The organism is Paralcaligenes ginsengisoli, from assembly GCF_054781135.1.
The window spans coordinates 282142-295748 of sequence record NZ_BAAGUZ010000031.1 but is presented as its reverse complement, the minus strand read 5'-3'; the positions used below and the strand labels follow the sequence as shown (position 1 = coordinate 295748).

The following is a 13607-nucleotide window of genomic DNA, read 5'->3' as shown; positions in this document are numbered from 1 at the left end:
GAGCTCCTACAGTCCGAGCATGGAGTTCCATTCCTTCATGAACTGGCCGTGACTGGCTGTGAAATTGGCCATGTCGGTCGGAACCAGTAGTTTGAAATCGCGCAATCGTTCGCCGCCAGGCATGGGTGGCGCGTCTTTACGCACTGAACCGTAATAAAGGTATTTATTGTTCTGGTAATGCGTCTGCCCGCGGATCGACATCAGCCAATCAACGAAGAGTCGAGCGGCTTCGGGGTGCGGCGCCTTGTCGACAATCCCGTTGAGCATTGGTGCGGCGGGAAGCCCATCGCTCGGTGCCACGAAGGTAACGGGTGCGCCCTTGTCCTTGACAAGCATATAGCCGGCGTATTCGGCCAGCACGCAAAGCTTGTCGTCGCCCTTGGATAGACGGTCGAACACCTGCGCGCGGGAATCGAAGCCGCGTGGTCGAAGCTTGGCAAATTGCTTCCAGAAGTCGTCGCCGTAAAGGCGGCGCAGCTCGTACCATTCGGCGAACTGCATGCCCGAGGTGGATTGCTTGGCGCTGACGGAGTTCTTCCATATCGGATTGAGGACGTCTTTCCAGGTTTTGGGAGCATCAGCCGCCTTCACCAGATTGCTGTTATAGGCAAGGCCGGCGAAACCCACAGCGACCCAGAAATAGTCACCGGCGGGCGAGCTGAGATGCCCTGGATCGTACGCATCGGCTTGTGGCGAAAGGTATCGCTGATAGCCGCCGCGCTTCTGGAAATCGAGCGCGGTCGAAGGTTCGGAGAACTGGATGACATCGGCGTCGTAGCGCCCGGCCGAGCGCTCAGCCAGTATTTTGCTGAACAGTGCGCCGTTCTGCGCGCGCACATACTTGCCTTTGATTTTGGGGAAGTCTTTGGTGAAGGCTTCGATGATACCGGCGGCGGCGGGCTCGCTGTCGTGAGTGTAAAAAAGGAATTCGCCCTCCTTCTCTGCCTTCGCAATGTCGGCGCCCGTAGTGAAATTGAGCACCTTGGTTACTGGGCGGGTCTGCGCCACTGCGTTCTTTGGCAGCAAGCTGCTTAAAGGGAGCGCGGCAAGGGCCAGGCCGGCCTGCAGTGCGTCGCGTCGTGTAATGTGTCTTGTTTCTTTGTTTGTTGACATTTGTTCCACTCCTCCTTGAGGTCCTTGTCAGACCGGGTTTTTACCTACTGAACCAAACGGTATTTCCTTCCAGATATGCGCGCATTACTCTCACGGCGTACTCTCCCGCGGCACTGAAGAGTACGTAACACTGGACAAAATCCGTTGTAAACCATTGCCCTGCTTATGTTTTCAGCTTAGAACAAGATGTATGATGTCATCTTGAAATACTAATATATCACGTCTATTGCCCGTGGCAATAACTATTTTTTTACCCCAGTTCGCCGCTCTTTTTTTACGGTGGCACGCGGTCGATTTCTAGTCGTCCTTGGCAAACCGGGGAAGATTCCAGTGAAAGCGCAGCGACAGGTAGCGAATTACAAAACACAAGACTATTCCCGCCCAGGGAACCCAGCGCAAGGACCAGCCCAAGACTTCGCCGCCGGTCTGAAATACCGCCGCAATGAGCGCCGCCGAGGCGTAGATTTCCTTTTGCAGGATGATCGGCGTGCGATTCAGAAATAGATCACGCAATGCGCCGCCACCCACCGCCGATATCATGCCAAGAATGACGGCCGCTTCCATGCTGTGACCATAAGCCAGGGTTTTGTGGGCGCCAAAAACGGCAAAAAAACCCAGCCCCACGGCATCGAACAGAAGTACCGGGTGGGAGAGTTTTTGCACCAGTTGGCCGCAGCCTATGACCACGCCTGCCGCGACGACAGACAAGGCAAGATAACGCCAATCCGACAAACCCGCGGGCGGCAGCGCGCCTATGCATACATCCCTGATAATGCCCCCGCCGCAGGCAGCCGTGTAGGCCAAGGTGATGATGCCGAATAAATCCAGCTTTTTTTGATGCGCGGCAACGGCCCCGCTGATGGCGAAAGCGAATGTGCCTATCAGATCGAGCGAGGTAAACAAGGCATATATGCTCACTCCTTTTGCCCCTTCCCGCACAGCCAGGCCGATGTGGCCGTCAGCATCGCTTGCAGCCCGGCTTTCAATGTGGGGTTGAGTGCCGGAGCGAATCTGGGTGAATGATTGCTGGGAATGGCATTCAGTTGCTTCGCTTCCCTGGCCTTGATGTAGGTTTGGGCGTCGGTGCCTCCCACAAACCAGAAAACATAAGGCACTTTCCAGGTGCGCCCGAAAACGCTGAAGTCTTCGCTGGCGCCGGCAGGCTTGGTTTCATATGCGCGCTCGCCGAATTGCGCCTTGAATGCCTGGGCTACTTTTTCGGTCGCCTCCACATCGTTTCGGGTCAGGGGGTAAGAGCTGAGCGTGGTGAATTCGGGTTCCCGCGGGGCGTTCGACGCGGCGCATTCCGCACAGCAGATCCGCTTGATGGCGGAAAGCATGGTGTCGCGCACGTCTTCGTCATAGGTACGTATGTTCAGCTTGAGCGTGGCTTCGTCCGGAATGATGTTTTCCTTGGTCCCGGCCTGCAAGGACCCAATCGTCAATACCGCGCTGTCTATCGGAGCGATTTCGCGTGACACGATCGTTTGCAACCGCATTGTGGTCGATGCCGCCATGATGACCGGGTCGATGGATGTTTGCGGCTGCGAGCCATGCGAGCCGCGACCAAAAAGCCTGACCTTCATGCTGTCGCCCGCGGACAGGATGACACCACTGCGATAGCCTATGGTGCCGGCTTCCCCTACCATAACGTGCTGGCCCAGAATGATGTCCGGTTTGGGAAAGCGTTCGAGCATCCCATCGTCGATCATGCCTTGCGCCCCGCGCCCGACTTCCTCGCCGGGCTGGAAAACCGCCAATACAGTACCCTTCCACACATTGCGGTGCCGCGACAAAAGCCGTGCCGCACCCATCAGCCAGGTGACGTGCATATCATGGCCACAGGCGTGAGACACGTCGACCTCGATGCCGTCTTCGTCCTTGGCTTTGACGGTACTGGCATACGGCAAGCCAGTCGCTTCGGCGACAGGAAGCGCATCCATGTCGGCACGCAGCATGACCGTGGGGCCTGCGCCATTTTTCAAGACGCCGACCACCCCTGTCAGGCCAATCCGGCGCGATACCTCGAAACCCTGGGCAGCCAGATAGTCGGCCGCAATACCCGCAGTGCGGACCTCCTGCATGGAAAGCTCAGGGTTGCGGTGCAAGTCTTTATAAATGGCTTCCAGTTCGGGAAGCAATTCCTGGGCGTCTATGTCCAAAGCCGAGGTCAATGCATTCATGACATTCTCCCTTCCTGTTGTTTGAAATGGATCAGGCTGCCCACCGTTGGAGTGCTGCGCGGTAGTGCAAATCATACGCTCAGCCCGGATGGAACTCCACGCGCCCTGCCCATAGACCCACAGCGCGGAAAACTCCAGCATCCTACGTACCCAGACGTCGTAGAAGTTTGTCCTGATCCTTCTGAATTGCCAGTATTTTTCTTGATAAATATGCGAGAGAAAGCCCTGATGAAATGAGTCGCTTTCAAGTCAAAAATGTATACTGTATTCTTATAAATCAATTCGTTACGATAATATTCTTATTTAAATTCTAAATTCATGACTGAACTTCACACCCTGGCTCTTGAACAGACTGCCGATGCCGTCATCGTTATCGATACTCAGGGAATCATTCGTATCTGGAACCAGGCTGCCGAACACTTGTTCGAGTTCAGCGCCGCCGAGACCATTGGCATGAGTGTCGATCTGATTATCCCCGAGCGTTTGCGGGAAGCTCATTGGCGAGGTTTTTCCCTGGCGATGGCCACCGGCAAGACTCGACTGGGCGGTGCCCCCACCCGGACGCGCGCCTTGTGCAAATCGGGCAACAGGCTTTACGTGCAAATGAGCTTTGCCGTCATTCGCGACGCGTCGGGGCAATCCGTCGGCTCGGTTGCCATGGCGCGGCGGATGGATTCCTGATCAATAACCCACAGTGAAACGCCGGCGCGAATGGGCTGGCTTTTCGAGTTCGTCCATCATCGCCACGGCATAGTCCTGCAGGGAGATTTTGCTATCGCCCTGCGCGTGACCACTGAAGGCGCTGATAACGGCATCATGGCCTCGCAACTGAGTGGCCAGCGTCGCTTCGTTGAGAACATCGGTTTGTACTGCCCTCAGGTTCGCATGTGCATTTACTTTGTCGGGATGGGAAACGAGTGCGGTCACCTATCCGGCAACACCCGTGTGTGCAGTCATGCTGCTCAGTATCAGCTAAGTCTGGCCCTGTACTGTGCCGCATATGGAAAAACTCAATATTGCGCTGTTTCTGCTGATCAATGCGCCACAGCACCCTCATGCGGCATTGCTTGCGATTGCACAGGCGCTGGCCAACTACGTCATCTGGATCGTGCCGGCCGTCTTGGTGCTTGGCTGGCTCAAGGGGAACGATAGCGTACGCAAGATGATGTTCGAAGCGGCCGCTTCAGGTTTGGCGGGGCTGCTTGCCAATCAGGCGATTGGGCTGGCGTGGCAACATCCCCGTCCCTTCATGATTGGACTGGGCCACACATTCATCGCACATGCCCCCGACTCCTCATTTCCAAGCGATCATCTAACCCTGCTTTGGGCTGTTTCATTCAGCTTTTTAATGCATCCCCGTTTACGTGCTGGCGGAGCGGCCTTGGCCATTCTGGGCTTGCCCGTTGCCTGGGCGCGCATTTACCTGGGGGTGCACTTTCCCCTGGATATGGCTGGAGCGGCAGTGGTCGCGGCTTGCAGCGCAGGGTTGTGCTGGCGGGCTGGATGCCGCGTCATGGAGCCTGCCTTTCGTTGGGCCGTGGCGATATACCGCATCGCGTTCGCGCCGCTGATCCGGCGGGGCTGGGTGAAATGGTAGCGCCCTGCCCGGCATCCGGGTTTTCTCAGCCAGGTCGGCAACCGTCGTTGCCCATTAATTTCCTACCTTGTTTAAGCGAGCTATTATGAATACGCCCACGAACCAAGATATACGGACGATGCTGAACAAAGTTCCGGAAGTCACAATTTTCTTCTGGGTCATCAAGATCATGGCGACTACGGTCGGAGAAACGGCCGCCGATTTTCTCAACGTCAATATGCACCTGGGCTTGACCGGGACGTCCATTGTCATGGGGGTGGTTCTGCTGGGTTTTCTCCTTGTCCAGCTTCGGGCCGGCAAATACATTCCCTGGATCTACTGGGCTACCGTAGTCCTGCTCAGCATTTTCGGCACGCTTCTTACCGATAATCTGGTCGATAATTTCGGTGTGTCGCTGCAGGCCACCACGGCAGTGTTCAGCGCAGCACTGGCAGCAACATTCGTCAGTTGGTATATCAGCGAAAAAACGCTTTCGATCCACACCATTTGCACCACCAGGCGCGAGCTTTTTTATTGGGCGGCAATCCTCTTTACGTTTGCGCTGGGCACTGCGGCCGGGGATTTGGCCGCGGAAGGCCTGCAGCTTGGCTATGCGGCATCGGCGCTGATCTTTGGCGCGCTGATCGGCCTGGTTGCCCTTGCACACTATGCCTTTGGGGCCAATGCAATAGCGGCATTCTGGATAGCCTACATTCTTACCCGCCCCTTCGGCGCATCGTGCGGCGACTTTCTTTCTCAATCGCCCGATAGTGGCGGACTCGGCCTGGGCACGGTCGGAACCAGCGCCCTGTTTCTTGGAACGATCTTTGCGCTGGTGTCGTATTTGACGGTCAAGCGCAATAAAGTCTCAGTGCCGCAGGAAGAGGTATGAGCAAGCGGCCTCGCCATAAATAGCAATCTGCTGGCTTGTGAATCGAGCCTATCGCACGCCCATTATTAATCGTCGTCGTCCTCTTCTTGGTGATGGCGGCTCCATTTTCTATTCCAATCCCTATCTCGCCAATGACGATCTTCCCGCTCCTCATAGCCCGGGTATCCATACACAACGGGCGGCCCATAAACTACGGGCGGCTCCCTATACACTACGGGAGGCGGCTCGCGGTAGACGACCACCGGGGGCTGGATCACAGGAAGGGGAATACCGAGAAATACATCAAGGTCGACATGGGCGGCAGCAGCGCTGGACACGCTTGCCGCTGCAATTCCAGTCAGTATCAAAATGCCGAATCGTTTCATTTTTTTTGCTCCAGTCCCAAGTTCATGCAGCGTGGCCAACTTCTTGGACAATGAGGAAAGTCTACTCATTAATAGTCCAGGGCTGTGAAACCGCCACGTGATATTTGTACTTGTCTGTAACTGTCCCCTTCAATAGGCCGTGCATTTTCGCCAGTCGCTCGCGAATGGTCACATTGAGATATTATTTTGCCTGACAAGGCTTATTTTTCTTTCAGACCAACCCTAGCCCAGAAAGGCCCGACCGTGCCAACACCAGAACAACGCGACATTATTGCCGAACTTTGTGTAAGCAGCGCCTTTGACGCAGAGCGGGAAATCGAGCGCCGCGTAAAGTTTCTCGCCGATTATCTGCTGTCCACCCGTCTTCACGCCTTGGTCCTGGGCATCAGCGGAGGCGTGGACTCCCTGGTGGGCGGATGCCTGTCGCAACGAGCGGTGGAACAAGCCCGTCATCGCGGGCATGCGGCAACTTTTGTGGCAATGCGCCTGCCTTACGGCGAGCAGCACGACGATCACGACGCGCGAGCTTCTTTGGATGTGATCAAACCGGACAAGACTGTCACAGTCAATATCAAGCCGGCCAGCGATGCCATGTTGGGCGCTTTGCTGGATGCGGAAGTGGAGTTTCGCGATGCCGCGCAGCAGGATTTTTTGTTGGGAAATATCAAGGCGCGCCAACGCATGATTGCTCAATATGCGGTGGCTGGAGCCCATGGGGGACTGGTCGTCGGCACCGACCATGCCGCGGAGGCGCTGATGGGTTTCTTTACCAAATTCGGCGACGGCGCGGCCGACCTTACTCCACTGACAGGGCTATCCAAACGGCGCGTGCGGGCACTGGCCCGGAAAATGGGCGCACCCGATTCCCTGGTTTTCAAGGTGCCCACGGCGGATCTTGAATCGCTCTCTCCCTTGAAGCCGGACGAAGACGCTTTCGGCGTTACGTATAACGAAATTGACGATTTTCTTGAGGGCAAGGACGTCTCGGCGCACGCCTATGACATCATCCTGCGCACTTACCGAAATTCCGCGCACAAAAGAGCTCTGCCGGCGATCCCGGAGCCGGTTATTTAAGGTACGAGCGCAGGGTACGCACTACCTGCTCCACATCGGCCTGGCGCTGCCGGGGCGGCACCTTATCCGCCCCCAGGTGCTCGCGGATGTGCCCTTCCAGGACCTCAGTCATCAAGCCATTGACGGCTCCCCGGATAGCGGCGATTTGCTGAAGCACTGCGGAGCATTCCGCTTCTTCAGCGATTACTTTTTCCAATGCTTCCGCTTGCCCTTTAATACGCCGGATTCGAGTTAATAGCCGTTTCTTGTCCCGTAGGGTATGTGACATATTTTTCCTATTCTTATATCTATACTGGGGTATAGTATAAATCATTTGTTTGGCAAGGCGGCACGCAATGGAGCAACCATTAGTCGAAGACAACGGGCATCACTCTCACGTTTTCAACGAGGGCAATCCCCTGTCTCAAAAGAACACCGCATGGGCGGCCGCGCTCACCGCGCTGATGATGGTAGTGGAGATTGCGGGAGGCTACACACTTAATTCGATGGCGTTACTGGCCGATGGCTGGCACATGAGCTCCCACGCGCTGGCCCTGGGCCTGTCCGTGCTGGCGTATACCTTTGCCACGCGATTTGCGAAAGATGCCCGATTTGCCTTCGGGACATGGAAAATCGAGGTTTTGGCCGGCTACACGAGCGCCCTTCTGCTCGTCCTGGTGGCTGGCTCGATGTTGTTCCAGTCCGTTGAGCGGCTATTGTCGCCCGGCCCGATTTTCTACAACGAGGCTATTGTCCTTGCCGCGGCAGGGCTGTTGGTCAATCTCGCCTGCGCCTGGTTGCTCAGGGGCGGGCATAGCCACGACCATCATGATCATATCGGCCATGAGCATCATCACCAAGATCTGAATTTACGTGCGGCTTATGTGCACGTTATCGCCGATGCGGCAACCTCTGTGCTGGCCATTGTTGCCTTGATTGCCGGAAAGTTCTGGGGCGCCAGCTGGCTTGACCCCGCAATGGGTATTGCCGGAGCAGGATTGGTCGCTGTGTGGGCATACGGCCTGTTGCGCGATTCGGGGCGAGCTCTCCTGGATGCCGAGATGAACGCACCCGTGGTGGGGGAAATTCGGGATGCAATCGAAGCAAGCCCCGTCAAGGCAACTATCAGCGATTTGCATGTCTGGCGGGTTGGCAAAGACAAATATGCCTGTATTGTCGGCCTAATGACCGACGCCGACGCCTCGCCCGATTATTTCCGGCGTCAATTGAGCATCCATGAAGAACTCGTGCATATCACCGTGGAAATAAACAGAGTGGCGCAATAAAATTGCGAAAGGCATCGCATTCATCCATAAAAGGAAAATAACATGAGCGGGTTTATTCTTGAAAGTGTCCTGACCTGCCCGGAATGCGGACACACCAAGGCGGAAACAATGCCGACCGACTCCTGCCAGTGGTTCTATCAATGCGAACACTGCCATGCGGTGCTCAAGCCCAGAGCCGGCGACTGCTGTGTTTACTGCTCATACGGTTCCGTGCCTTGCCCGCCGGTTCAGGAGCACGGGAAAAAGCACCATTGCTGTGATTGACCCGATATTTGCACTGAGCCGATTAGCGGAAAATACCGATACGCCGTGCCACGGCAGTCGCTGCGGCTACACCTGACTTCTTTCTCTGTTTTCAGGCATGGGCCCAGTTCTCAATGGACTATTGGATTTTGATCTTTCCGATCATGCCCGCTTCCATATGTCCTGGAACCAGGCAGGCAAAATCAACGATTCCTGTTTGTGGGAATTGCCAAATCATATCGCCTTTTTGCCCGGGATCAAGCGTAATCACGTTGGGCTCGGCATGATTCATTCCAGGCATATTGCGCATCATGGCGGCATGTTCCTTCAGCTCCGCCGTCGAACCTATCATCATTTCATGAGGAATTTTTCCGGCATTTTTAAGCAAAAACCGGACAGTCTCGCCTGGCCTAACCTGGATTTGCCCTGGATGGAAGCGCATTGTGTCGTCCATGACAATGTCAACTGTGCGGCTTACATTGACCGCATCGCCGGGCCGCCCCGTGGCCGATCCGTTTTCGATGCCGGACATGCCCTGACCCGGCATGGATTTCATATCGTGGCCGTCGATATGGCCGCCCGCGGCCAGAACCAAGGCGGGCATGGCGCCCAATAGCAATAGCAATAGCAACAAAGTTTTCTTCATGGCAACTCCTTATTCGGGCCGATGGATCAGAGGTCAAATACTCTTGGATAAAATAATAGTGTTTGAAGTAATACTTCCTACCCCAATGTTACCGAAACTTGATAAGCATGCACTTTTCAGTCATTACAGACTTGGCGGATGATGTCTATGGAAATTGAAGGTGCTCAGCGCGAGCGGGCATGGTCCATATTTCTGATCTTCTTGCGCTTGGGGCTGACCTCTTTTGGGGGGCCTGTGGCGCATTTAGGCTACTTCAGGGCTGAGTTCGTCACGCGTCGGCGCTGGCTTAGCGAACATAGCTATGCAGACCTTGTTGCTTTGTGCCAGTTCCTGCCGGGGCCAGCCAGCAGCCAGGTTGGCATGGCGCTCGGCTTGTCACGTGCCGGATTTTCGGGAGCGCTGGCCGCCTGGGCGGGATTCACTCTGCCATCGGCAATCATGTTGGTTCTGTTCGGGCTGGGTATGTCTGTATGGGGTACGGCGTTTCCCCTGGGAGTGCTGCATGGACTGAAGGTGGTCGCTGTTGCTGTGGTCGCGCAGGCCGTGTGGGGCATGGCCAGTAAGTTGTGTACGGACCGGGCACGGATTTCCATTGCCGTCGCATCAACCTGCGTTGTCCTTTCGTGGCCCAATGCATGGGGGCAAGTCGGCGTGATTGCCGCTGCCGCGGTGGCGGGATTCATGCTTTTCAAGCCGGCTCAAGATGCCATCCATGATCCGCTTCCCATCACAGTCAGTCCGCGCGTTGGCATTGTATCGCTGGGCCTGTTTTTTTGTTTTCTGTTTGGCCTGCCTATCGCTGTGGAAGCCTGGCCCGGTCAGGCACTGGCGATGGCCAGCGCCTTTTACCGCGCCGGATCCTTGGTCTTTGGCGGTGGCCACGTTGTACTGCCGCTGCTGCAATCCGCGGTCGTACCAGGCGGCTGGGTGACAAATGAAACCTTTTTGGCGGGTTATGGCGCAGCGCAGGCGGTCCCGGGCCCGCTTTTCACGTTTTCAGCCTTTCTGGGAGCCTCGATGAGCCTCCCTCCCAACGGATGGATCGGTGCTGCGATTTGTCTGGGTGCCATCTTCGCACCCTCTTTTCTGCTGGTGATTGGTGCATTGCCGTTCTGGGTGCGATTACGCCGCAGCGCGCGCGCCCGGGCGGCGCTCGCCGGGGTGAATGCGGCTGTTGTCGGCCTGTTGCTGGCGGCGCTCTACCAGCCGGTGTGGGTCAGCGCCATTTTCAAGAAGGAGGACTTCGGGTTGGCGCTCATTGCATTGGCTGGCCTGATGTTCTGGAAGCTGCCGCCCTGGCTGGTCGTTTTCGGCTGCGGGGTGGGTGGATGGCTATTAAGCATCATTTCATAAAAATGGACCATCGCGAATGTCGCTGGCTCTGCCTCTTCGCATTCGACGCTCTTGCTACGGCGTTTTCACCAGCACCGGGTCATTCCGGTAGCGATCCGGAAACAAGCGCTTGAGCTGCGCAATCTTGGGAAGGTCGTTGATAACGATGTATGGATAATTGGGGTGCATCGTCAGGAAATTCTGATGATAGGCCTCGGCAGGATAGAAGCCCGTGTATTTTTCGATGCGAGTGACCAGCGGGCGGCTGAACAGATGCGCGGCATCGAGCTGAGCGATGTACGCTTGCGCAACCTGCTGCTGCAGGGCGCTTGTAGGAAAAAGCGCCGAACGGTACTGCGTGCCGGTATCGGGGCCCTGACGGTTCAGTTCCGTTGGATTATGCGCGACGGAAAAGAAAATTTGCAGGAGCTTGCCATACGTCACTGTGGCGGGATCGAAGGTGACTTGCACGGATTCCGCATGGCCGGTGCTGCCGCCGCTGACGGTTTCATAGTGCGCAGTGCCCGCCACACCGCCGGCGTAGCCGGATACGGCTTGCTGTACACCCTGTACATGCTGGAACACGCCTTGAACGCCCCAGAAGCAGCCGCCTGCGAAGACGGCTGTCTCGGTATGCGCGCCGCCGGCCGGCTCATTATGCGCAGGGGGAGGAATGGCCGTCGCGGTTTCCGCTGTGCCGAACGAATAGGCTGTGCATTGCCAGGCCAGCAAGCCGGCGGCAATAGCCATTGCAGCGGCGCCCCTCTGCATGAATTGTCGTCGTGTAGCCATCGTATGGGTGATTCCTTAGTAGCCGCCGCCACCGTTGCCGGTATCGTTCGTCATTGGAGAGGTGCCGCTGTTATAAGTTCCGTCACCCGCGGCGCACCCGGACAGAACAGCCGCAATGACTACCAGAAATACCAGCAAGAGCTTGTTCGCTTTCATAATGTAACCCCCAGGTATGCAATAAGTGCTGCCCACCTAGGTAAACGTTCCTATCGACCGCTTTATTCCAACTCCGCCGCGAATGTTTCCATTCTCCGGCTAACGATACTCGCTGAATATTCGAAGTTATCGTGCGATGGCCGTGCCGGCGCCGCGCAATCTGCCGCCGGCTGGAACAGCGTCGGCACCTAGAACCTTGCCATTGATCGTCTGGCCGTACAGGTCGGAATCCGAATCGTGGTATTTTTTGCGGGTTGCCTCCAATGAGCCCTCGAATCGAGGGTCTTGCGGCCTGTCATGGGCATTCATGAAATAAGCCACATCCCAGGCTTGCTGATCGGTCAAGGAATAGCCTTTGCTCAAAGGCATGTTGGCCTTGATGAAAGCCGCCGCCGTTGCAACACTGTGCATGCCCGCGCCCCAGTTATACGAGTCGTCGCCCCATAGTGCCGGGAAGACCATGCGGCCTTCGACGCTTTGGCCCTGGCCGTTGGCAGCGTGACACAGAATGCAGTTTTCCTGGAAAACCTTCTGGCCACGGGTGTAGTCGGCTTTTTGCGTCGGCGGCGGCAAGCTCTTGAACCCCTGCCCCGCAAGTTTCACGCCAGTGGGCGCGCCTTTTGCGAGCCAATACATGTAAGACTCGAGGGCTACAATGGTTTCACTGTCGGCGGGCGGCATGGCGCCGTTCATGCTGTAGCGGAAGCAGCCCTGAAGGCGCTCCGCCAGGGTATTGACGTGGCCATTTTTGGCCCGGTAAGCAGGATACAAAACATAGGCGGCCCAGAGCGGCGATGCATTCTTGCGGCGGCCTGCGTCCATATGGCAACTGGCGCAGTTCATGATGTTGCCCACGTACTGGCCCGCTTGTTCCGGAGTTTTCAGGAAAATATCCTGCCCTTTGCGCACCATTTTCCCAAACTCGCCATCCGGGATAGCATCGGCCGCAGGCGGTGTGAATTGCGGCTCTGCGGCCGCAACGGATATCGTGGCGGTCTTCGTGTCGGGATTGGCTGTTTGCGCTCCCGCAGGAAAGGCTAAACTTAACAGCGACAATGCAACAGCGCCATGGGCAAAACGAATGCGTGTAGAAATCATTGCTTTGCTCCTTTTGTCTCAACGGCGTCGAGCCCCGATCCAGGCAGCTTCGACAAATAATCCGCAACCGCCGAAATCTGGGCTTTACTCATGCGGCCTGCAATGTCGCCCATCAGGGCCTGAGGGCCTGGAGCGCGCTTCTTTTCCTGCCAGCCGGTCAGTTGCTCCTGGATGTATTTGGCGGACAAACCGGCAAGCGCGGGAAAATGCTCGCCGACACCCACTGCGCCCGGCCCGTGGCACTGAAAACAGGCGGGTATATCGTGATCCCAATCGCCGCGACTGGCCAGCCATGCGCCGACCGCGTTTTTTTGAGGGTACGTATCGATGAGCCGGCTCAAGGCTTTCGTGTCGAACGGCGCAGGCAGCTTTGAGTAATAGCCTGCAACGGCTTTTATCTGCTCGGCGTTCAGCCCCTTGGCAATCGGCGCCATGATCGGATTGCTCCGTTCCCCGCTGGCAAAATCCTGCAATTGCGATGCCAGGTAAGAGGCGCCCTGCCCGGCCAGATACGGGAAACCGGCTGCCGCCATGCCTTGTCCCTTTGCACCGTGGCAACTGGCGCAGGCGGGAACCCCCGAGGCTCCGGACGCCGCTATGGTCTGGCCCATATCTTTTGCCGATTCCGCCCAGGTTGCAGGCATGAAGGCTAAAAGCCCTGTCGCCAGTACACAGCATGCCCCGCGTAGGGGGAAGCCAGACTTGTTGAGCATGTATGTCTCCTTTTGAGAGCGCCTGCGATCACTCTCGCCGATCCGCCCGCGCATGCGAGATTATTCAGCATATCGCGGGATCAATACAGATAATTTTTCCCTGTGCTGGGGATTGGGGTGAAATGTGCGGACTGCGGGTTTGCTCGGATGCTTATATCT

The 13607-nt window shown here is 56.7% G+C and carries 18 protein-coding genes; 7 read left to right on the top strand and 11 right to left on the bottom strand.

Annotation, left to right across the window (positions count from 1 at the left end; genetic code table 11):
- Window positions 1-6: 6 nt before the first annotated feature.
- From ACYVIS_RS15470 to ACYVIS_RS15460, 3 genes are all read right to left on the bottom strand, one after another.
- Window positions 7-1113 (bottom strand): ABC transporter substrate-binding protein, encoded by a 1107-nt coding sequence (locus tag ACYVIS_RS15470; protein ID WP_232743151.1) that lies wholly within the window; start codon window positions 1111-1113, stop codon window positions 7-9.
- A 297-nt stretch (window positions 1114-1410) separates the two neighbouring features.
- The gene (locus ACYVIS_RS15465; RefSeq protein WP_232743150.1) at window positions 1411-2031 is read right to left on the bottom strand and encodes a trimeric intracellular cation channel family protein; all 621 of its coding nucleotides are present in this window, start codon (window positions 2029-2031) and stop codon (window positions 1411-1413) included.
- The gene (locus tag ACYVIS_RS15460; protein WP_460874345.1) at window positions 2028-3296 is read right to left on the bottom strand and encodes a M20 family metallopeptidase; all 1269 of its coding nucleotides are present in this window, start codon (window positions 3294-3296) and stop codon (window positions 2028-2030) included. The genes ACYVIS_RS15465 and ACYVIS_RS15460 overlap by 4 nt, the downstream gene beginning before the upstream one ends.
- Window positions 3297-3614: 318 nt before the next feature.
- Between ACYVIS_RS15460 and ACYVIS_RS15455 the strand changes: the two genes are divergently transcribed.
- The gene (locus ACYVIS_RS15455; RefSeq protein WP_232743148.1) at window positions 3615-3977 is read left to right on the top strand and encodes a PAS domain S-box protein; all 363 of its coding nucleotides are present in this window, start codon (window positions 3615-3617) and stop codon (window positions 3975-3977) included.
- On the opposite strand, the gene ACYVIS_RS15450 is transcribed toward ACYVIS_RS15455, so the two are convergent.
- Complete coding sequence (locus ACYVIS_RS15450) at window positions 3978-4223, bottom strand: NAD(P)H-binding protein (RefSeq protein WP_232743147.1); 246 nt, start codon at window positions 4221-4223, stop codon at window positions 3978-3980.
- Between the two features lie 73 nt (window positions 4224-4296).
- On the opposite strand from ACYVIS_RS15450, the gene ACYVIS_RS15445 reads away from it, so the two are divergent.
- Window positions 4297-4893, top strand: a complete 597-nt coding sequence (locus ACYVIS_RS15445; protein WP_232743146.1) for an undecaprenyl-diphosphatase — start codon at window positions 4297-4299, stop codon at window positions 4891-4893.
- 118 nt (window positions 4894-5011) lie between these two features.
- Window positions 5012-5764, top strand: coding sequence for a COG4705 family protein (locus ACYVIS_RS15440; RefSeq protein WP_232743145.1), 753 nt, complete (start codon window positions 5012-5014; stop codon window positions 5762-5764).
- Between the two features lie 65 nt (window positions 5765-5829).
- Here the strand turns inward: ACYVIS_RS15440 and ACYVIS_RS15435 are convergent, their stop codons facing one another.
- Entirely contained in the window at window positions 5830-6129 is a 300-nt protein-coding gene (locus tag ACYVIS_RS15435; protein WP_232744537.1) for a hypothetical protein, read from the bottom strand.
- Between the two features lie 243 nt (window positions 6130-6372).
- Between ACYVIS_RS15435 and nadE the strand changes: the two genes are divergently transcribed.
- Window positions 6373-7203 (top strand): ammonia-dependent NAD(+) synthetase, encoded by an 831-nt coding sequence (nadE, locus tag ACYVIS_RS15430; protein WP_232743144.1) that lies wholly within the window; start codon window positions 6373-6375, stop codon window positions 7201-7203.
- On the opposite strand, the gene ACYVIS_RS15425 is transcribed toward nadE, so the two are convergent.
- Window positions 7196-7471, bottom strand: a complete 276-nt coding sequence (locus ACYVIS_RS15425) for a metal/formaldehyde-sensitive transcriptional repressor (protein WP_232743143.1) — start codon at window positions 7469-7471, stop codon at window positions 7196-7198. The two genes, nadE and ACYVIS_RS15425, sit on opposite strands and share 8 nt — an antisense overlap.
- A gap of 67 nt (window positions 7472-7538) precedes the next feature.
- Between ACYVIS_RS15425 and dmeF the strand changes: the two genes are divergently transcribed.
- Entirely contained in the window at window positions 7539-8468 is a 930-nt protein-coding gene (gene dmeF, locus ACYVIS_RS15420; protein WP_232743142.1) for a CDF family Co(II)/Ni(II) efflux transporter DmeF, read from the top strand.
- A 42-nt stretch (window positions 8469-8510) separates the two neighbouring features.
- Complete coding sequence (locus ACYVIS_RS15415; protein WP_232743141.1) at window positions 8511-8732, top strand: GDCCVxC domain-containing (seleno)protein; 222 nt, start codon at window positions 8511-8513, stop codon at window positions 8730-8732.
- A gap of 118 nt (window positions 8733-8850) precedes the next feature.
- Here ACYVIS_RS15415 and ACYVIS_RS15410 read toward each other — a convergent pair whose 3' ends face one another.
- The gene (locus tag ACYVIS_RS15410) at window positions 8851-9357 is read right to left on the bottom strand and encodes a cupredoxin domain-containing protein (RefSeq protein ID WP_232743140.1); all 507 of its coding nucleotides are present in this window, start codon (window positions 9355-9357) and stop codon (window positions 8851-8853) included.
- Between the two features lie 147 nt (window positions 9358-9504).
- Between ACYVIS_RS15410 and chrA the strand changes: the two genes are divergently transcribed.
- Window positions 9505-10710 (top strand): chromate efflux transporter, encoded by a 1206-nt coding sequence (gene chrA, locus ACYVIS_RS15405; protein ID WP_232743139.1) that lies wholly within the window; start codon window positions 9505-9507, stop codon window positions 10708-10710.
- 54 nt (window positions 10711-10764) lie between these two features.
- On the opposite strand, the gene msrA is transcribed toward chrA, so the two are convergent.
- From msrA to ACYVIS_RS15385, 4 genes are all read right to left on the bottom strand, one after another.
- Window positions 10765-11481: a peptide-methionine (S)-S-oxide reductase MsrA gene (gene msrA / locus ACYVIS_RS15400; protein ID WP_232743138.1), complete on the bottom strand. Its 717-nt coding sequence runs from the start codon at window positions 11479-11481 to the stop codon at window positions 10765-10767.
- Window positions 11482-11496: 15 nt separating this feature from the next.
- Entirely contained in the window at window positions 11497-11637 is a 141-nt protein-coding gene (locus ACYVIS_RS15395; protein WP_232743137.1) for a hypothetical protein, read from the bottom strand.
- Window positions 11638-11763: 126 nt separating this feature from the next.
- Entirely contained in the window at window positions 11764-12735 is a 972-nt protein-coding gene (locus ACYVIS_RS15390; protein ID WP_460874344.1) for a c-type cytochrome, read from the bottom strand.
- The gene (locus ACYVIS_RS15385; protein ID WP_460874343.1) at window positions 12732-13448 is read right to left on the bottom strand and encodes a c-type cytochrome; all 717 of its coding nucleotides are present in this window, start codon (window positions 13446-13448) and stop codon (window positions 12732-12734) included. Before ACYVIS_RS15385 ends, ACYVIS_RS15390 begins: the two co-directional genes overlap by 4 nt.
- Window positions 13449-13607: the final 159 nt, after the last annotated feature.